This is a genomic window from Gillisia lutea, from assembly GCF_021568705.1.
GTDB lineage: Bacteria > Bacteroidota > Bacteroidia > Flavobacteriales > Flavobacteriaceae > Gillisia > Gillisia lutea.
In genome coordinates this window covers 599,578-619,148 of sequence record NZ_JAKGTH010000007.1, presented here as the reverse complement: position 1 = coordinate 619,148, position 19,571 = coordinate 599,578, and the positions used below count along the sequence as shown (strand labels likewise).

The window sequence follows — 19,571 nt, the reverse complement described above, 5'->3', positions numbered from 1 at the left end:
AGCAATAATGTCTTGTTGAAAGTCTTTTACAAACTCCAGTTCCTCTATTTTTTCTGTATTTTTTCAACCAGTAATAGATAGAAGCTCTGGAAACCTGATATTTCTCGGATGCATAATTAATAGAGATCTGTGCATTTTGGATTTGATCGATAATAACCAGCTTGAGATCATAACCTACTTTTTTGTAGGAATTTTTTCGACAGTGTTCATTTTGTTCTTTCATTAGGTATAGTGCTAAAAGGTTTAATTTTTAGTCAACCTATTTCAGGAAAGTACATTTAAAAATATAGCGCCTAACGTGTTTGGCTATGGTTTCGTTGCGGAATGGTTCGGCAGAACTATTCCGCCGTAAACCAAAGTTAGCAAATACGCAGGAATTTCAGTTATGAAATTCCGCCGCAATGAACTATAGCCGGTGTTGGCTACAGTTTTTTTTATTCTCTTCAGTTTCTAATTCAGTCAGATTTTCGTTAATCATTTTCTTTTTGGCAAGTTTGGTTTAGGTTTAATTCCGTCCAAAATTTCCTTTTTAGAACGTGCCATTCGATTTGTTTTTCGGTCAGATATAAATCCGTAATCAGTCCACATTAATTCAGCTCCATCTTCAATAAATTCCTCATAAATTGGGATTAATTCTCCAATACCAATAAAAATCCATTCCATTTCAATTTTGTCAGTATTGGTAAATTTATATTCAGCTTCTTTTCCGAGTTTTTCAGCTTTTTCAAATGCTTCTTTTGCAGATTTTGCTTTAATTAAATGATGATTTCCCCAAGTTGTCACTCTTCGCAATTCTTGTTTTTCACTGCGGTCAACTGGCTCACATTTTTCAATAATTTCAGCGATATACCAATTTCCGTTTTCGTTCGATATTTTTTCTTGTATTTTCATTTCTCAAATTGTAGCCAACTAGTTATATTCATCCTAAAACTACTATCTAGGGAAGTATAAAAAGGGATATTAGTAGGGTTTATCTATTTGTTTGTCTCAAAAATAGCATTTATAACTCCTGAAAATTGAAATATTTGGCATTAGTTATGAACGGATTCTTAACATCTTCAACAAAAATCGCTCAAATCATTAAATATTCAGCAATTATAAGCTTTAAAACAAACTTACTAACTCCTAGGTATACCAATTAAAGAGAAAACAACTAGTTGTTATTCATAGAACACACTTACCTCTTCTAAAGTTTTGCGTTCTAAGGCGGGTACGTAAACGGGGTCTTGGGGATAGCCTACGGGAAGTAATAAAAAAGGGCGTTCGTTGGCAGGGCGCTCCAACACCTTGCTTAAAAAGTTCATGGGGCTGGGCGTGTGGGTTAAAGTTACCAGTCCGGCATTGTGGATGGCAGCAATAAGCATCCCGCAGGCAATGCCTACACTTTCATTCACATAATAGTTATTGTGCTTTACACCTTGAGCATCCAGCTCATAGGCTCTTTTAAATACGATGATAAGCCAGGGAGCATTTTCCAGAAAAGGCTTATCAGCATTGGTAGCCAAAGCCAGAAGATCTTCTTTCCAGCGTTCGCTCATCCTGCCATTATAATTTTCCTTTTCCTCATTTTCGGCAGCGGCTCTAATCTTGGTCTTTAATGTGGCATTAGAAATTGCACAGAAAGTCCAAGGTTGTTTATGGGCGCCACTGGGCGCAGTAGAAGCTGCTTTAATAAGATTCTCGATAACTTGCTTAGGCACGGGAGTATCAGCAAATTCACGAACCGAGCGGCGCTTATCCAACCAGGTATAGAAATTGGCGCTTTTAGAAAGCATTTCTTCCCGGATGTACGTTTCGCTTTGGTATTTAATATGTTTAAAACCATGTATGTCTATCTCCTTTGGTGAACTCATGTGCCTTTTAAATTTTACACAATGTATCTAAAAAGAGCTATTTCCTCCTAAAAAAATATGTGGAAGTCTAAATGATCACTCCAGCTCCCACCAAAATTTTTGTTCATGCGTTTGCCCAAGATAGAACACCTCCCCTATTTGCGGGGAAACATAGTCTTGTTGTAAGATCTCTGCGGCGGTTACCAATCGTTTTATAGATTCGTTCCACGGGTGATTGGAAAGTACAAATTTCCCCCAATGTACCGGAAACAGCATTTTGGTGTTCAAATCTTTTGCGGCTTGTACTGTTTGCTCCGGGAACATATGTATTTGTGGCCAGTGTACGCCATACTGACCACATTCCAAAAATGCGAGATCAAAAGCTCCAAACTCCTTCCCTATCTTCTTGAACTGTGCATCATAGCCAGAATCGGCACCAATAAAGATCTTGTGGTTTCCAATTTCCAGAACAAAAGAAGACCAGAGCGTCTGTGCTCTTTTAATTCCTCTGCCCGAGAAATGTCGGGAAGGCGTGGCGGTAATTTGAGTACTGGCATTCAGCTCTTCCCGCTCCCACCAGTTTAGTTCGGTGATCTTGGAAGCTGCTACTCCCCAATATTCCAAATGCGCGCCAACCCCCAAAGAGGTCACTATCTTCTTGGTCTTGGCACGAAGCTTTTGAATGCTGGGCAAATCCAGATGATCGTAATGATCATGGGTAAGAATCAGCAGGTCGATCTCCGGGAAATCTTCAATTTCATACTTGTCGGCTCCGGGAAATGATCTTCCGAAGAAACTAACAGGAGAAGCATTTCCACTAAAAACAGGATCTACTAGAATAGTGTAGCCATTGGAATTTATAAAATAGGAAGAATGTCCAAACCAAACCACCGCAGGGGTATTGGAGGTAATTGCGGAAAGATTGGTCTTGATATTTGGTAGTTCCTGTGGCGGTTTTACCGAAGCAGGTTTATTCATGAACTCCTTCAATATCTTCAACATAGGAACATTGTTGGGGTTCACAGAAGTAGGTTCCACATTCCTGAATTCCCCCTCGCTGTAATTGAACGCACTTTCAATCCTCATTTTTCGTGCTCCCGAAGGTTTCTTTCCAAATGTCTTAAAATCCATACTTCTTTATATATTACCTCCGCTTGAAACTACAGAAGGTAAAATTCTGCACGGTATCAAAAGGGGTATGATGATCTATATTTTCACAATGTGTAGCCTCAAAATCTTCTTCCAATAAGGCCTTCATTTCCTCAATAGAATATTGCTGAATGGCAATTCCACTGCATTTTAAAGGTCCGCTGCGAGAAAAGGTTCCCAGCACTACAGCGCCGTTCTTCGCGATCGCTTTTCTTAAAGTCGAAATATAATGAGACACCTGACTTTCTTCGGTTAAAAAATGAAAGGCGGCTCTATCATGCCAGAGATCGTATTGCTCTTCCGTTTCAAAAGTAGCAGCATCGGCCACTATCCATTTTACTGCAGCAGCCTTCTCGCCCAAACGTTTCTTTGCACGTGCCAGCGCAGCTTCAGAAATATCTAAAACAGTGATATCGGTATAGCCATCATCCAATAGATATTCCACCAGAAAACTGTCTCCCCCACCTATATCAATTATTCTGGCATCTTTATTCAGCTTCAATTCAGCAATAAGATCCAGAGAAGTTTGAGGTTTATTCTGGTACCAACTTACATCGGTAAGTTCTTTGGTGGTATATATCTTCTCCCAGTGTGCTTTTTTATCGTTCATTTTTAATTTGCATTTTTATTGAAAATTTTGATCATATTGAAGGACCTCATCAAATTGAAAAGTCCGGGTAATATTACCGAACCTCCAATTAAGAGCATGATCCCTAAATTGGTAATTACCGATGGTGGAGCAATATTCTCCAACAAACTCAATTCTTCTCCGGCCATGATAATAATATGAGGGAAATGAGCATATATGGCGGCAAAAAGTATGAGTACCACCTGTAAGCCCGCAAGCCATCTACTCCAAACGCTACTCTGATTTCTAATAGATTTCCATAAGGGAATTAATAATATTCCTGAAAAGCTTACCGCGATAATGGAAACAGGATTATGAATAAAATCGGTGATAAATACCATCTCGTTATAATAGCCATAAACCAACAATATGAAACCTATCACTACCAGAACTATGGTAGCATAGGCAGATTTCCGACTGTACATTTTTCTGTCATTCCCTTCGGTCTCCCCAATAAGCAAGGTGGCGGCAAGAAAAGCGCATAAAGCGGCATAGAACAAGCCAACCAGTAAACTAAAGGTATTGAGCCACGGCGCCATGAATAATTCATAAAATCCGAAATTCTCATAATCCTGAGTTCTAATGATCTTTCCGCCAATGAGCGCGCCAAAAGTCATTCCTATAAATACCGGAGTGATAAAACTTGAAATCCTGAACATCCAGTTGTAGAGATGTTGAGACTTATCTACTACCGCATCGTAATGCCTGAAGATAAAAGCCACTCCACGCATAGTAATACCAAGCAACACCAAGGTAATTGGCACGTGCATATAGATAACTATCACATTAAAATACACGGGAAAAGCGATCCACATGATCACTATTAAAATGATTAGCCAGATGTGGTTGACCTCCCACACGGGACCCATAACTCGGTAAGCAGTATCTCGGGTGATCTTTTTATTTTCTGAAGAAGAAAACAGCTCCACTATTCCCGCACCAAAGTCGGCACCGCCCAATAGCACATAGAGGAATAAGGAGAAGAGCGTGAAAAAAAGTACAACGTAGAGCATCAGGAATCTTTTGAAGAGTTAAGTGCCTTTATCTGTCTATTCATAAGCCAGGTAACCGTAATTCCCAGCACCACATATAGCAGTACATACATATAAAAACTATATTTCATTCCCGGCATAGGAGTTACCGCATCTTTGGTTTTCATGATACCGTGAATGATCCAGGGTTGGCGTCCAACTTCGGTTACCACCCATCCCGCTTCCAAGGCCACAAAGCCTAAGGGTGCTAAAAAGATAAAAAAGAGCCAGAATTTTCTGTTTTCTAATAATGACTTTTTCTTCAAACTGATAAAGTACAGCAAGCCAGCCAGCATAAGTAAGGTCCCGATACCAACCATAATCTGGAATGCATAATGCACCACGGCAACAGGCGGAAGTTCGTCTTCCGGAAAATCATTCAAGCCTTTTACCTCAGCATCAAAATCGCCAAATGCTAAAAATGACAGGGCTTTGGGGATTTCAATTTTATAGGAAACTTCCTTTTTTTCTTCATCTACAATCCCACCAATATAGAGCGGTGCACCTTTTTCTGTTTCATAATGCGCTTCTAAAGCTGCAAGTTTCACGGGTTGTCGTTCTGCCACATCTTTAGCTGAAAGATCTCCACTTATTGGCTGTAAGATGGCTGCCACCGCACCAAAGAGAATAGCGATTTTAAAGGCTTTAGTATGAAGTTCTATTTGTTTCTTTCTGAAGATCTGCAAGGCATGAACTCCGGCCACAGCAAAACTTGTGGCCACAAAAGCAGCCAACGTCATATGCAAAGCTTCAGTGAACCAGGCGGGATTCAACATCGCCTTTACCGGATCTATATTGCTAAACACCCCATTATTATAATCGAAACCGGAAGGGGCATTCATCCAGCTATTTGCCGAAACTACCAATATTCCCGAGGCTACCCCGCTAATCCCGATGATCACCCCCGTAAACCAATGGAATTTTTCAGGGAGCTTATCCCAGCCGTATAAATAAAAACCAAGTGCAAGCGCTTCTACAAAGAAGGCGGCACCCTCTAGAGAAAACGGCATCCCAATAATAGGGCCCGCATGCTCCATGAACCCAGGCCATAAGAGTCCGAGTTCAAAAGACAATGCCGTTCCCGATACCGCCCCGGTCACAAAAAAGATAGCAACTCCTTTTTGCCAGGCCTTGGTAAGTTTTAAATAAATAGGATCGCGTGTATTCAACCATTTCTTGTGGGAAACGATCATAAAAAAGGGCATTACCATCCCTATACACGCAAAAATAATGTGGAAGCCTAAGGTAAAGGCCATTTGTAACCTGGCAAAATCTAAATTCTCCATGAGAATGATTTTAATTGATCTAATACTATACTGAAAACAAATACTTTAAGTAAGTATCGTCCTTCAGTTCATTTCAGCTTAAATTTAGGTAAAAATTTTCCGGTAGCCCGACTGTAAGCGGTGTAATTTGGGAATTTCTACCTTAGTTTTTCTTCTTCATAATTGGACTTAAAATGAAATAAAAGCAGTACTAAAAAACTAATAACTAACTTAAATCCCGACCCCATCATAAGAGCTATTGCCAACAGGTTTATTATAATTCCTGTATAAATGGGATGCCGCATTATTTTAAAAACTCCCTCTGTTAATAGAATGGCATTATCTTTTGGGCTAGGAAATACCGAAAGTCGGGTATTTATCTGAACTAGTGCAGCAAGTATCAATCCTAATCCAAGGACCAGAAAAGCAATACATGTCCAAATTAGATAGCTCGGGAGTGTAAATCTAAGAGAATGAACTTCAAAAAAATAACCTATGAAAAGCATTAACTGAATGCCCACATAGGTTATATCTTTATTTTGAAGTTTCATTTTATATCACATAAAAAACTGCGATTATCTCCAGGCCATATAGCCTCCTTTTAGGTCGTAGATCTTCTCGAAGCCCATTGTCGCTAATTTATGCGCCGCTTTATTGCTTCGGTTACCACTTCTACAATACAAATATACGGGCTGATCCTTTTTTAAGGAACTAAATTTACTTGTAAAATCTACATCAAAGAAGTTATAGTTCTTTGCATTTTTAATATGTCCTTCTTTGTATTCCTGTGGGGTCCTTACATCTATTACTGTAACTTTCCCGTTATTTATCTGTTCTTTGAACTCGGTTACCGAAAGAACGCTTACTTTATCGCTGGACTGTGCCGAGGCTCCAAATATTGAACTGAAAAATCCCATAAGTATAAAAAGTTTTAAAAAATTCATCTATTTCCGTTTTTACTGGGTTATCTCTTTGTAGATGATATAGATACCCATAATTAATACAAACCACCCGAATGACTTCTTCAGTTTCTTCCCATCTATAAACTTGTTCAAATAGATACCAATGAAGATACCAATAATGGCTATAAATGTAAAACTAAGTAAGAAAATCCAGTCTACATCTATATGACTTAAATCTCCCAAAAAGCCTAGTAAAGAATTTATCGCGATAATAAAAAGTGATGTTCCCACCGCTTCTTTCATAGGAAGTTTTGCCAGTAATACCAGAATTGGGACGATAATAAACCCTCCCCCGGCACCTACTGTTCCGGTTATTAATCCGGTAGCTGCACCCAATACTATTAAAGATCCATATTTAATGTGGCGTTCCCCATTTTGGGCAATTACTGTATCCTTTTGTTCTTTTATCATAGATATGGACGCTAAAAGCATCAATACCGCGAAAAAGACCATTATAAGAATATCCTTAGTTACTTCAAAATCACCTAGGCTGAATACCACTTCCGGAATTGCAGGAACCAAAAATCTTCTAGTAGAGAAAACCGCTATAACTGCAGGGATAGCAAATATCAAAGAGGTTTTATAATTGATCAATCCCTTCTGAATATTTCGTAACGCTCCAAACGATGAGGATGCCCCAACTATAAATAAGGAATATCCGGTAGCAATTACCGGATTATAACCTAGAACATATACCAACACCGGAACAGTAAGTATGGAGCCGCCACCTCCGGTTAGACCTAATACAAGACCAATAATTAATGCGCCTACATATCCCAAAATATCGATTAATGCCATTCGTTAGATTTTAATTCGATGCAAAAGTAGCGGGTTAGCTTATGCTGCACAGTAACATTGGTTACAAAGGGGTTTACAGGTCTATTACCTTAATGCTATTGCGCTGTAATTTTATCTTTCCTTCCAATTCCAGTTTTTTAAGCAGTCTGGAAACCACTACCCGGGAGGTATGTAAATCGTATGCTATATTTTGATGTGTAATTTGCAATACTTCATTTTGATTGATCTTTGCTTTATCCTGTAGGTAACGCATGAGGCGCTGATCCATATTCATGAAAGCGATGGTATCTATGGTGTCCAACATTTCTGTTAAGCGAGAATGGTAACTCTGAAAAACGAAATCTCTCCAACTCTTATATTTAGCCGTCCATTCCTCCATTTTTTCAATAGGGATCATGATGATCTTGGTTTCCATTTCGGCAACAGCTCTAATCTCACTTTTGGTTTCCCCCAAGCAGCAGGAAAGCGTCATGGCACAGGTATCACCACGTTCCAGGAAATATAGTAACAGCTCGTCGCCATCTTTATCTTCTCGCAAAATTTTGATGGCTCCTTCAATAAGTAAGGGCATCGCCTTTACATAATCTCCAATTTCGATGATTCGTTCTCCTTCTTTTACAATTCTAAGAACTCCCACCTCTTCGATCTCTTTTAAGAGTTCTTCTTCAAAAATAAAGGAATAAGCCTCATTCAGCAATGTTGTCATTCTATAAGGGTTGATATGTATATATTAATAAGAGCTCTAAAATTATTAAATAATATTTTGATACTATGATCTAAGCTATTTAATTTGCCACATAATTGCAAGTTTGTAAAAGTGAGAAACTTTTGAAGATCACTTAAAACTGAATCGGGATGTGGCGCAGTCTGGTAGCGTATACGTCTGGGGGGCGTAGGGTCGCAGGTTCAAATCCTGTCATCCCGACTTTTTCTATTACTTCATAAAAAACTGAAAAACCTGTTGCTAATTAACATCAGCTACAGGTTTTCAGAATTCATATGGAATGTAGAAGAATTTAATTTTAAAATAAAAAGGAACTGTTATTACTGCAGTTCCTTTTTATTTTTTTATATATTGAAGTTAAAATGAATACCTAACCTGCTTTTCACTTCCACATTGCCCGAATTGAGATCCTGAACAAGAGGGAGCATAACATTAACCCCGGCAGAAAATTTACCAAAATTAGATTCTAATCCGAGGCGGCTAAATAATACATTTCCCTTAGTATCCTGAACACCTAGGCCATAACTCTCGTTCTCACCAAAGATTTCTCCGGCAATTCCAATAACTGGTGTAAAAGTTTGCATCTTCATAGTTGTATAGCTGCGGTACACATTCAAGCCATAATTGAACTGATCGCCAAACTGATATTCCTCATCATTCTTGGTTTTAAAGGTGTAATTGGCCATCACTCCAGCACCCCAATTTTTATAGCTCACAGAGTAATCTCCTGCCAGTAATACATCCCAACTTCCGGTTCCCACCTGAAAACTGGGGTTTACACTGCCTTGATTGTTCTCACCGTGATATTCTCCAGTTGGCAGTTTCAAGCCGGCACCTACTTCAAGGTTATGTTTAAAGAGTGTTTTTTGCTCCGGTAGTAATCCGTCCAATTGCGGAGTGATAAGTTTGTAAAAACCTATTATGCTAATATCTCCCAAACCATCTATCTTTTGGGATCCATCAATTAGTTCCCGCTCGTGAAAATGATAGGGCACAATTGCATTTATCTGGATTTTGGAACTCAGGGGAATACGCGCCCAGGCCTGCAGTGTATTAAAATTTTCATCTATCCAGGGAGAGTTATTGTAAATACCCTGCTTAGAACGATATTCCTGATGTATATATCGCACACCTACAAAATTGGCATTTCCAATTGTACCATAGCCCATACTACCACCACTACTTCCGCAACCACAAACATCGCAATCGTAGTATTCGAAAATAAAATGATTTTTCGAGAACACCGAAATACTGTCCTTCTCTGTAGCTTTCACCTGATATATGCTTACAAAAAGCAATAGTGACCAGGCATATTTTTTAATATTCTGCAAAACGTTCATCATTTAAATAAGTTTCATCGGTTAGTGTATTCAAAAAGGCAATTAATGCCTGTTTTTCTTCATTGCTCAATGCAATTCCCAACCTTTCATTTTGTTTTAAAATAGGATCTAAGGTCTCAGAGTCCTGTACCCCGTTATCATAGAAATCCAGCACAGATCTCAAACTCCCGAACCGCCCGTCATGCATATAAGGTTCGGTAACTGCCACATTTCGTAGGCTGGGCACTTTAAATTTATAATTATCGGCAACACTGCCGCTAACCTCTGCCCTACCAAGATCGTTGATACCGGGGTATGGTGGCAGACCATTATTGCGGAAAGCATCATCGGTGAAAAGATCGGTTTTATGGCAACTGGCGCATTTTTGCTGAAAGATGGCCAAACCTTCCTCTTCTTCCTCGGTAAATCGCACCTCGTCTTCCTTTCTCACATATTTATCATACTTCGAGTTGGAAGAGATCATCATCACCATAAATTGTGACAAGGCCTTCAGGAAATTCTCATTGTTTATTTCCCCATCATCAAAAGCTGCAGCAAAGAGCTGTTTATATTCAGCATCTGCCATTAGTTTTTCTAAGATACACGACAGAGTTTCGCCCATTTCTGCAGGGTTGGTTATAGGAATTATAGGAAAAAGGTCTAAGTGAGAGGTAGCTCCGTCCCAGGCAAACTCCTTCTGAAATGCCATATTTTGAATAGCAGGCGCATTTCTTATCCCTTCAAGATCATCAATTCCATGACTGAACTGATGGCCGTGATGGGTGAAAGCGAAACGCTGCTCATGGCAAAATCCGCAGGAAATAACTCCGTTCGCAGATAACTGCCCGTCATAGAACAACTTCTTCCCTAACTCAAAACCATTCTCGGTAGGAGGATTAGCGGTGAGATTGTAATTAATTTCTGGAAAATTTTCCGGGATATCTATTTCCAATGTGTTGTTAATAGGAATATAAACCTCTTCATCTTTAGAGCAAGCTAAAAACTGGAGGGCAACTATTACCAACACTATTTTGTTAAATTGTTTTTTCATTTTGAGAAAAAGCAGACTAAAAAGTAGCCTTCGCCACTTTTTAGTCTTTTTTAATTAGTGTTGTATCTGCTCGCCGTTATGCACGTGGTCTACACGAAACATTTCTGTAGCATTTTCAGCAATTTGGGGACTTTTAACCTCATCTACCATTACAACAGCTTTTTCTGAAAGCTTGATCTTGTTTGAGCCATCCAACAACTTATTGGCATCTACCCCTACATGGATTACCGGACTCAAATTATCGCTCACCAAGGCAGAAGTAGGCAATTGCACGGTCACTTCTTTGTAATTATCTAAACTGCTCCCATGGCTCCCCATATGTATCTTAAAATTAGCAGCTTCGGTTACAGTTTCAGAAGTGAAAGTTCCTTCAAAATTCAAAAATTTGTAACCCGCCTGCCAGGACCACATCATAAAGCTGTCTTCGGCTTTTTGTAAGAAATCACCCTGACCTTCAGCTCCCTGCTGATATTTATCCTGATCTACTCCAATTCCAAAACGCATGGCAACATACTCTCCGGCCGGAATGTTTGGAAGGTTTATTTCGGTATTATCGTTTTCTTCACTAATAATGAAATAGCTTTCATCTTTTGGATAGGTATATTCGTTACCATTGGCATCGATCAATACAAAATTGCTCACAATGTAATTAAGGCGAGTAATAGTTAATATTTCTGCATTGGTTTTAGTATAAGTAGCTGAAGCAAGCAGAAGATCATCTCCATTTACACCATTATCGAAATCAATTGCAACAGCATTCTGCCCACTAAGCTCATTTACATTATCATCATCTGATGAACATGCGGTGAAGAATGTTATTAGTGTGGTAAAAATTAAAGGTTTTATATATTTAGTTATCATCTTGAAATTCATTAAAAATTAATCATAAGTTTGGCCGTTGGCGCTTGTTAAAGCCCAATTTTCGGCATTGATTTAATAAATTATCAAGCAATGGGAGGTTTCAACTCCTCACTATAAAAAAGAAAACTATAGGTAGTAAGAAAGCTGTCTACCACCGGTTTCAGCTCTATATCAAAGTCAGGAAAAAGTTCCCATCCCAATTGATACTCCTTGAAAAAAAACAATACGAGTTCACTCCTACCAGCAGGAATTCCTTTTTCGGCATCTTTTTCTTTATTAACCTCTTCAGCCAAAGACCTCATGAGGTAACATTTCCCGTTACAGCTCAATTCCGGCCTATCCCGATTTTCACATAGTTCTGTAGCTATGTATTCATAATTGAATGCATAGTCTACAAGAGGAAAGATGGGTTGGAAAAGAAATAATAAAGCAAAGACAAAGGAAATAAATTTCATTTGTTGCTATAAGGCTTTATTCCGTTAATTCCTTTGCGTTCTCGATACTGGAGTTCACCTGGTCTCGCATCAGCTTCACGTCTTCCAACTCAGCGGTTATGGCATCTATACGTTCTTGCAGTTGCTGGTTATTCATTTTCTGAAGCTCGGCCTTACCTTTTACAAACTCATCGCTAAAACTGTGCATCCAGTCCATCATCAGGCGATCACCTTCTTCAAGTTTGGTGGCGGCATTTCTATATTTTTCGGCAGCTGCGCTAGTATCGGCAATGGTTTCTAATTCCTTTTTAAGAGCGGGAATTTCTACCATTTTAGGCATTACTTCGTCGTGAATATCCAGTACCTGGTGAAATAATTCATCGTATTCTTTTTTCTTTTCTGAAGTGCTCTCACAAGAGATCAGAAAAAGTGTACAGCATAGCAGCCATACCCATGATTTTTTAAATAGGGTCATTTTATAAAGTATTTAGATCAATAAAAATTGTATGATAAATACTTAGGCAATTGGAGGGTGAAAAACTTTGGATATTTCCTGGTGACTGTACAGAATGGCAGTCAGTGGAAATTGGTGAGATACGCTTTCAACAAAATTAGAGAAAGTGAAAGCTGTAGTTTTTTCAGTAAAAAGGATTTGTATATCTACTTTTTTTACCGAATTATTATTTTTCGACTGAGATTCTTCTTTAGAAGCTTCAGCGAGAGATTTCATGAGGTAACATTTCCCGTTACACTCCAGCTTTGGTTCATCTTTATTCACACATAGCACTTTACTAATATAATCGTAGGCCACGGCATATTCCACATAAGGCAGAACCGGCTTAAAAACGATTAAAAAAGCAAATATGACCAGCAGGTGTTTCACGGCTGCAAAATTAAGTATTCCAATTTTATTCTGGCATATTTATAAAGTTATCTTTTAAAAATTTCATATTCTGAACTTCCATCTGTTTTAGTATCATTGGTAATCATCTAGTAGATTTAGCTAATTTTTTAAGTAAGGAAAGCGCTATCTTTGCACAACTTAAAACTACAATGAGCCTCACGTTACTTTCATCTCCTTTACAGGGATTTACCGATTTCAGATTTCGTAATGCCTTTCAAAAATATTTTGGTGGGATAGATACTTTTTACTCTCCTTATATTCGTTTGAACGGAAAGCTGGTAATAAAATCGTCGTACGAGCGTGATCTGCTCCCCGAGAATAATACCACGTTGGAAGTGATCCCGCAAATTATTACCAATGATGCTGATGAATTCTTGTTTGTAGCCAAGTATGTGCAGGAATTAGGATATAAGGAGCTTAATTGGAACTTGGGTTGTCCCTACCCTATGGTTACCAAACGCGGAATGGGCTCAGGACTAATTAGTGATGCCGAAAGAATTGACCATATCTTAAGTAGAGCACATACCGAGACAGACATTTTAGTTTCTATGAAGATGCGTATGGGCTATGAAAACAGCGAAGAGATCTTGGATGTTCTGCCGATATTAGATAAATACCCGCTTAAGAACATCGCCATCCATGCTCGTATAGGAAAGCAACTTTACAAAGGCGGTGTAGATCTGGATGCCTTCCAGCGTTGTGTAGACAATACCAAGCATAAATTATATTATAACGGTGATATTACCACGGTAGCTAAATTTAAGGAAATGCAGAGTCGCTTCCCTTCTATAGATCATTTTATGATTGGTAGAGGACTGATCGCTGACCCATTTTTACCGAATATGATTAAAAGCGATACTTTAGAATATCCTCTAGATCGATTTGAGATCTTTAGAAATTTCCATGATGAGATCTATCATAACTACACAGCGGCACTTTCCGGGCCTACTCCTATAAAGATGAAGATGCAGGGATTTTGGGAATATTTTTCCACCACCTTCTCCAATCCGCAGAAAACCTTTAAGAAGATCAAGAAAGCTAATAACACCAAAGCTTATGAAATGGCTGTGATCGAGATCTTAAATAGCGAACAAAGTCTTTTATTGCGTAGTTCCAGATAAGGATAAGAATTTAACTAGACCGGCTAAAATTCTTTGCTCTTCAACTTTTCAACTATCTTCGCATATCGTTTTTTTGAAGATTATAATTTTTTAAAGCCTCTTCCATTTTGAAAGACCTGTTACTTATAACACCTCCTTTTACCCAATTGAATACGCCCTATCCTGCCACGGCCTATTTAAAAGGATTCCTGAATACTAAAAATATCAGTTCCTATCAAATGGACCTGGGAATAGAGGTGATTTTAGCACTTTTTTCGAAAGCCAAAATGGAAGATATTTTCGAACTGGCATATAAGAATGATCGTATAACTTCAGAGAATGCGGAAAGGATCTATGCTTTAAAAGATGATTATTTACAGGTTTTAGAGTTGGTTATAGCTTTCTTACAGGGAAAAAATCAAACCTTCGCACGACAAATCTGTACCGATAATTTTCTTCCGCAGGCTTCAAGATTTGAGCAACTGGATGATATGGACTGGGCTTTTGGCTCTATGGGACTGCAGGACAAAGCCAAACATTTAGCAACCTTGTATCTGGAAGATATTTCAGATTTCATCGTAGAATGTATCGATGAGAACTTCGGGTTTAGTCGGTATGCAGAACGATTGGGACAGAGCGCCAATTCGTTTGATGAACTATATGAACATCTGCAAGGTGAACCCACCTATATCGATACACTTACACTTTCAACCCTGGAAAACAAACTCAACGAAATACAGCCTAAATTAGTCTGCTTCTCAGTTCCATTTCCCGGTAATTTATATAGTGCTTTTCGCTGTGCCCAATTTATCAAAAAAAACTATCCTGAAATAAAAATTGCCATGGGCGGCGGTTTCCCAAATACCGAATTACGTTCGCTCAGCGATGTGAGAGTTTTCGAATTCTTTGATTATATCACCTTAGATGATGGAGAATTACCGGTAGAGCTGTTAGCTATTAATATATTAGATCCTAATCCCGAAAACCAGGATTTTAATCAATTCAAGCGCACCTATTTATTAAAAGAAGGAACTGTTTCTTATAATAATTCATCTCTTAAAAGCGACTATAAACAAAGTGAAGTTGGCACCCCCGATTACTCAAATCTGCTTTTAAGTGAATACATATCGGTGATCGAAATTGCCAACCCCATGCATAGTCTTTGGAGCGATGGCCGTTGGAATAAACTTACTATGGCGCATGGTTGTTACTGGGGTAAATGTACTTTTTGTGATATCTCTTTAGATTATATAAAGATCTACGAACCTGTGGCTGCAAAGATTCTTGTAGACAGAATGCAGCAACTTATTGCTCAAACCGGAGAAACCGGATTCCATTTTGTAGATGAGGCTGCGCCTCCATCCTTAATGAAGTCTTTGGCAATAGAAATTCTAAAACGAAAACTCACCGTTACCTGGTGGGCCAATATTCGCTTTGAGAAGAATTTCACTCAAGACCTCTGTTATTTACTTAAAGCTTCCGGTTGTATAGCAGTTTCCGGAGGTTTAGAAGTGGCTTCCGACAGGCTTTTGAAATTGATCGATAAGGGTGTGACGGTATCTCAGGTGGCACAGGTGACCCGAAATTTTACCGAAGCCAATATCATGGTGCATTCCTATTTAATGTACGGCTATCCTACCCAAACGGTGCAGGAAACAGTAGATAGTTTGGAAATGGTACGGCAACTTTTTGAAGTAGGTATATTACAGTCAGGATTCTGGCATCAGTTCGCCTTAACCGCTCATAGCCCGATTGGTTTGAATCCATCCGATTACGGGATCACTCCACAGTATAAAGATATTTCTTTTGCTAATAATGATGTAGATTTTACCGATAGTACCGGCATAGATCATAATCAATTTAGTTATGGCCTAAAGAAATCTCTCTTTAACTTCATGCATGGTATTGGTTTTGAAATGCCATTACAAGATTGGTTCGATTTTAAGATCCCACACACCAGTATTCAGGAAGATTTTATTATTTCTTGTTTAGAAAATGAGGTTCCCATTAATGTAAAGCCTACAGCTAAACTATTGTGGTTAGGAAAAATGCCTCTAATTTCGGAGATCACTAAAAGCAAACGTGGGCAGACCCGGCACTTACTTTTATTAAGCTTTCATGATAAAACAAATACTATTGAGGTAAAGCTGGAGAAAGATAAAGGGGAATGGCTACTTGATAAATTAGAAAACCTCTCTCCAACTAACGAAAAGCTACTTTCATTTGCCCAGCTGAAAAAGGATTTTGAACAATCTTTTGAAGATTTTGAACTCTTCTGGTATTCAAAACCTATAGATATTTTAAGAGAGAATGGACTGCTAGTTCTTTAAAACTTGCCCTTACATTTCCATTTACTTCATCTTTTGTTTCGCTTATTACTACAGGCGAGCGATTCACATCTTTTTGGTTAAAACAGGGATATTATAAAGTAATTTCAGGTAAATAAAATTTTTGAAAGTCTCTTCTATAGCGCTCAGAAGCTGGTCCTCCAAGAATCTTATTGCTAGACGTGTATTCATCTTTAAAATCAAATATCATGAAAACTCTAATCATTTATGCATTATTGCTTTGTGGGGTAGCATCGGCCCAGGCACAGCAAATTACAGAACTGGAAGAAGCAACAGTTAAGATTAACCCCTATTCGGTAATGACCAGTTCGAATTTAGACGACTATAGCTTTACCATCAATGAAAATTATGCCGGAGAATTCCATGCAAATCCAATTGGGTTTATGCAAGAAAATTTCGATATAAAAGAATTTATTGAAGCTGTTAAGGAAAGAAATTATGAGACCTATGTAGTTACTTTTAAAAGCACTAAAGGTTTTTTAAGAGCTAATTTTAATAAACACGGAACATTAGGTAGAACCTATCAAAAATTCACAAATATTTTACTACCATTAGAAGTGAGACAAGACCTTTATAAAAACTACAAAGGCTGGACCATGACCAAGAACAATTATGTGGCCAGTGGAAATGGCGATTTACTTAAAAAAGAGGTTTATAAAATAAAAATTGAAAAGGACAATAAAAGCCGAATAATTAAGCTAACACCGGCAATGATAGGCAGTACTACTGTTGCCAGCAATTAAAAGAAAATGCAAAATAATTTGTATTGATTTTAGCTAGAACCGGGAGACAGGTAAAATTGTCTCCCGGTTTATTATTCTGTATACGATTAGTCTCTAAAAGTCAGAGTAAATTCAGTTCCCATACTCACTTCACTTTTAACTGTAATTTTCCCACCCAGACTATGCATATGATTTTGTACCAGGTACAAACCAATCCCTTTACTATCGCTATTGTTATGGAAACGCTGATGTAGGCCAAAGATATTGTTGCCCACTTTTTCCATATTGAAACCTATTCCATTATCAGCAAATATAAGTTGAACAGTATTGTCAACTTTTTTTGAAATTATTGTAATTACAAGATCTACTTTAGGATTGCTGTATTTAATTGAATTGGAGATCAGGTTTAAAAATATACTTTGAAGATAGAAAGAGCAAAATTTCACCTCCTCAGCTTCAGTAAAATCTATAATAAAAGTTGCGTTCGATTTTTTTATTAATGTATCAATAGATCCACAAACTCCATTTACCATTTGGGTTAAGTTTAAAACCTCTAACTGGATATTTATCTTTTTCTCACTACTAACAGCATCTACATATTTATTAAGGGTATTTTTAATTGTAAGTGCTGACACATTGATTAGCTCTATATACTCCAGCGTTTCTTTATCTTCAATTTTTGAAAGATCCAACATGTTGAAAAGTGATAGCAAACTATTTACCGGTGTTCTCAGGTCATGTGAAGTGGTGTAGGTAAATTGTTTTAAATCGGTATTTAACCTGGCAAGATCGGCGAGCAGTAAGTTACGTTCCTCCTCCAGTTTTTTAAGATGTGTGATATCTTTAGCAATGGCATAGATCAACTCATTATCCGGCTCAGAAATGGAAGTCCAGGACAACCATACGAGCTCTCCTTTTTTGGTGATATACCTGTTCTGAAAATTTAATAAGGGAATTTTCTCTTTTAGATTTTCCCGAAAACGGGAGGTAATAATTTTGTCCTCGCTGTAAATAAAATCACTCACCGGAACCCTCATGAGTTCCTCTACGCTATACCCCAAAAGATCTGAAAATGCAGGATTCACTTTTTTTAAATACCCATCGTACCCGGCAATACAAAGCACATCTGGAGTGAGATGAAAGAAACGTTCAAGGTTAAACTGCGGTTCAGATTCCAATTTCGGGAGGCTTAAATTATCCATGTGGTACTTAAGAGACTCTAATTACAACACCTCTTATAGTCAGCAAGTTAAAAAAATTTTCAATTCAGATAACGACAAAATATCAATTTATAGAACTAAAAAATATGAATGTTACACATAAATTCTCTGCTTTAATTTTTAATTGGGATCTTGATAATGGTTATCACTCCTGTACCGTCTAATTTATTCTTCATTTCGAAATAATCGGTTTCACCATATAAATTGATCAGTCTTTCGTTAAGATTTGAAAGCCCAACCCCTTTTTTCAGCAATCCCTCAAGGCTTTCTGTCATTAATTTCCCGTTATTTTCCACTTTTACAATTATGAAATCCCCTTGTCTTTGGATACTGATTATAATTTTTAAGTGCGTATGATTATACGAATAACCGTGCTTAATAGAATTCTCTACCAAAGGCTGAAGTATCATAGCAGGAATTTTAACCTTCAGTAAAGCAGGATCTACCTGTTTTTCAATTTCCAAATGATCGGAAAAACGAATCTTAACCAAATTGAGATAATATTCCAGCACGGTAAGCTCCTTTTCAATAGGGATAAATTTAGCATCGCTGTTATAAAGGATCTCGCGAAGAAAATCACTAAGATCGGCAATAGTATTCTGGGCAGCCTTTGCATCTATTTCCACCAAACTGGAAATACTATTTAGGGTATTGAATAAAAAATGAGGTTGTAGTTGAGAGGTGAGCATTTTCATTCTGGTATTGAGAAGTTGCGCTTCTAGCAAACCGCGTTTTTCTTCAGCTTCTCTCACCTGTCCTACATAATAATAGACATATATAATAAATATCATGGCAAAATAGATCAGGAAATTAAGATCCAGCACATACATGAATCCATTGATATTCTCCCGAACATCGAACTCATTAAAGCTCATTTCACCTTTTAAAATACTTATCAAGCTAATTAGCAACCTAATTATAACTCCTATAAAAATAGAAAGCGTTAAATGCAAAAAGAAAATTTTCTTCCAAGGTACCTTTCGTATAATAAGGCGTTTTGTACTAACTGCAATAAACGTCATATAAGCCACCACCACGACCCAGTCTATAAAATATCCATTTACAATAAGATGCCAAAGCGAGTATTTTATATCATTATACACATATGCTCTCATATAAGCCGTCTTTATAATAAAAATGACATAGTAGAGGGTGTAGAAAGCTGCCAGCAGAAGTATCAATCTGCCGTCTATATATTTCTTTTTTAAACCTGTTAAGCTCAT

General features: G+C 37.8%; 22 protein-coding genes and 1 tRNA gene. 4 read left to right on the top strand and 19 right to left on the bottom strand.

The features are described from left to right. The 11 genes from L1I30_RS07145 to L1I30_RS07095 form a co-directional block, all read right to left on the bottom strand. On the bottom strand, positions 1-223 hold a 223-nt coding region (locus L1I30_RS07145; RefSeq protein WP_236133581.1), incomplete at its 3' end, for a helix-turn-helix domain-containing protein. A 251-nt stretch (positions 224-474) separates the two neighbouring features. Beyond that, entirely contained in the window at positions 475-891 is a 417-nt protein-coding gene (locus tag L1I30_RS07140; protein WP_236133580.1) for a DUF4288 domain-containing protein, read from the bottom strand. A gap of 269 nt (positions 892-1,160) precedes the next feature. Next, positions 1,161-1,853, bottom strand: a complete 693-nt coding sequence (locus L1I30_RS07135; RefSeq protein ID WP_236133579.1) for a nitroreductase family protein — start codon at positions 1,851-1,853, stop codon at positions 1,161-1,163. 75 nt (positions 1,854-1,928) lie between these two features. Beyond that, positions 1,929-2,963 carry an MBL fold metallo-hydrolase gene (locus L1I30_RS07130; RefSeq protein WP_236133578.1) on the bottom strand — a complete coding sequence of 345 codons (1,035 nt, stop codon included), beginning with the start codon at positions 2,961-2,963 and terminating at the stop codon, positions 1,929-1,931. Positions 2,964-2,976: 13 nt separating this feature from the next. Beyond that, positions 2,977-3,591 carry a class I SAM-dependent methyltransferase gene (locus L1I30_RS07125; protein WP_236133577.1) on the bottom strand — a complete coding sequence of 205 codons (615 nt, stop codon included), beginning with the start codon at positions 3,589-3,591 and terminating at the stop codon, positions 2,977-2,979. Positions 3,592-3,593: 2 nt separating this feature from the next. Then, on the bottom strand, positions 3,594-4,622 hold the full coding sequence (locus tag L1I30_RS07120) for a cytochrome d ubiquinol oxidase subunit II (RefSeq protein ID WP_236133576.1): 1,029 nt from the start codon (positions 4,620-4,622) through the stop codon (positions 3,594-3,596). Continuing rightward, positions 4,622-5,926, bottom strand: a complete 1,305-nt coding sequence (locus L1I30_RS07115) for a cytochrome ubiquinol oxidase subunit I (RefSeq protein ID WP_236133575.1) — start codon at positions 5,924-5,926, stop codon at positions 4,622-4,624. The genes L1I30_RS07120 and L1I30_RS07115 overlap by 1 nt, the downstream gene beginning before the upstream one ends. A gap of 137 nt (positions 5,927-6,063) precedes the next feature. After that, entirely contained in the window at positions 6,064-6,456 is a 393-nt protein-coding gene (locus L1I30_RS07110; RefSeq protein ID WP_236133574.1) for a methyltransferase family protein, read from the bottom strand. Between the two features lie 24 nt (positions 6,457-6,480). Further along, positions 6,481-6,849 carry a rhodanese-like domain-containing protein gene (locus L1I30_RS07105; RefSeq protein ID WP_236133573.1) on the bottom strand — a complete coding sequence of 123 codons (369 nt, stop codon included), beginning with the start codon at positions 6,847-6,849 and terminating at the stop codon, positions 6,481-6,483. A 12-nt stretch (positions 6,850-6,861) separates the two neighbouring features. Then, positions 6,862-7,665, bottom strand: a complete 804-nt coding sequence (locus L1I30_RS07100; protein WP_236133572.1) for a sulfite exporter TauE/SafE family protein — start codon at positions 7,663-7,665, stop codon at positions 6,862-6,864. Positions 7,666-7,738: 73 nt separating this feature from the next. Further along, entirely contained in the window at positions 7,739-8,371 is a 633-nt protein-coding gene (locus tag L1I30_RS07095; protein ID WP_236133571.1) for a Crp/Fnr family transcriptional regulator, read from the bottom strand. A 145-nt stretch (positions 8,372-8,516) separates the two neighbouring features. Between L1I30_RS07095 and L1I30_RS07090 the strand changes: the two genes are divergently transcribed. Next, positions 8,517-8,590, top strand: a tRNA-Pro gene (locus L1I30_RS07090). A gap of 143 nt (positions 8,591-8,733) precedes the next feature. Here L1I30_RS07090 and L1I30_RS07085 read toward each other — a convergent pair. The 6 genes from L1I30_RS07085 to L1I30_RS07060 form a co-directional block, all read right to left on the bottom strand. Next, positions 8,734-9,732 carry a transporter family protein gene (locus L1I30_RS07085; RefSeq protein WP_236133570.1) on the bottom strand — a complete coding sequence of 333 codons (999 nt, stop codon included), beginning with the start codon at positions 9,730-9,732 and terminating at the stop codon, positions 8,734-8,736. After that, a complete protein-coding gene (locus L1I30_RS07080) occupies positions 9,707-10,759 on the bottom strand; it encodes a cytochrome-c peroxidase (protein ID WP_236133569.1) in 1,053 nt (350 codons plus the stop codon). The genes L1I30_RS07085 and L1I30_RS07080 overlap by 26 nt, the downstream gene beginning before the upstream one ends. Positions 10,760-10,813: 54 nt before the next feature. Continuing rightward, the gene (locus L1I30_RS07075; protein WP_236133568.1) at positions 10,814-11,620 is read right to left on the bottom strand and encodes an MbnP family protein; all 807 of its coding nucleotides are present in this window, start codon (positions 11,618-11,620) and stop codon (positions 10,814-10,816) included. Between the two features lie 83 nt (positions 11,621-11,703). After that, positions 11,704-12,075: a hypothetical protein gene (locus tag L1I30_RS07070; protein ID WP_236133567.1), complete on the bottom strand. Its 372-nt coding sequence runs from the start codon at positions 12,073-12,075 to the stop codon at positions 11,704-11,706. Positions 12,076-12,091: 16 nt separating this feature from the next. Beyond that, positions 12,092-12,529, bottom strand: a complete 438-nt coding sequence (locus L1I30_RS07065; RefSeq protein ID WP_236133566.1) for a hypothetical protein — start codon at positions 12,527-12,529, stop codon at positions 12,092-12,094. Positions 12,530-12,571: 42 nt separating this feature from the next. Continuing rightward, the gene (locus tag L1I30_RS07060) at positions 12,572-12,937 is read right to left on the bottom strand and encodes a hypothetical protein (RefSeq protein WP_236133565.1); all 366 of its coding nucleotides are present in this window, start codon (positions 12,935-12,937) and stop codon (positions 12,572-12,574) included. Positions 12,938-13,107: 170 nt separating this feature from the next. On the opposite strand from L1I30_RS07060, the gene L1I30_RS07055 reads away from it, so the two are divergent. From L1I30_RS07055 to L1I30_RS07045, 3 genes are all read left to right on the top strand, one after another. Then, positions 13,108-14,079, top strand: coding sequence for a tRNA dihydrouridine synthase (locus tag L1I30_RS07055; protein ID WP_236133564.1), 972 nt, complete (start codon positions 13,108-13,110; stop codon positions 14,077-14,079). Between the two features lie 107 nt (positions 14,080-14,186). Further along, a complete protein-coding gene (locus L1I30_RS07050) occupies positions 14,187-16,388 on the top strand; it encodes a B12-binding domain-containing radical SAM protein (RefSeq protein ID WP_236133563.1) in 2,202 nt (733 codons plus the stop codon). A 206-nt stretch (positions 16,389-16,594) separates the two neighbouring features. Further along, positions 16,595-17,149, top strand: coding sequence for a hypothetical protein (locus tag L1I30_RS07045; protein WP_236133562.1), 555 nt, complete (start codon positions 16,595-16,597; stop codon positions 17,147-17,149). Between the two features lie 86 nt (positions 17,150-17,235). On the opposite strand, the gene L1I30_RS07040 is transcribed toward L1I30_RS07045, so the two are convergent. Together L1I30_RS07040 and L1I30_RS07035 are read right to left on the bottom strand one after the other, a co-directional pair. Then, positions 17,236-18,330 (bottom strand): PAS domain-containing sensor histidine kinase, encoded by a 1,095-nt coding sequence (locus L1I30_RS07040; protein ID WP_236133561.1) that lies wholly within the window; start codon positions 18,328-18,330, stop codon positions 17,236-17,238. Between the two features lie 131 nt (positions 18,331-18,461). Continuing rightward, a complete protein-coding gene (locus L1I30_RS07035) occupies positions 18,462-19,571 on the bottom strand; it encodes a sensor histidine kinase (protein ID WP_236133560.1) in 1,110 nt (369 codons plus the stop codon).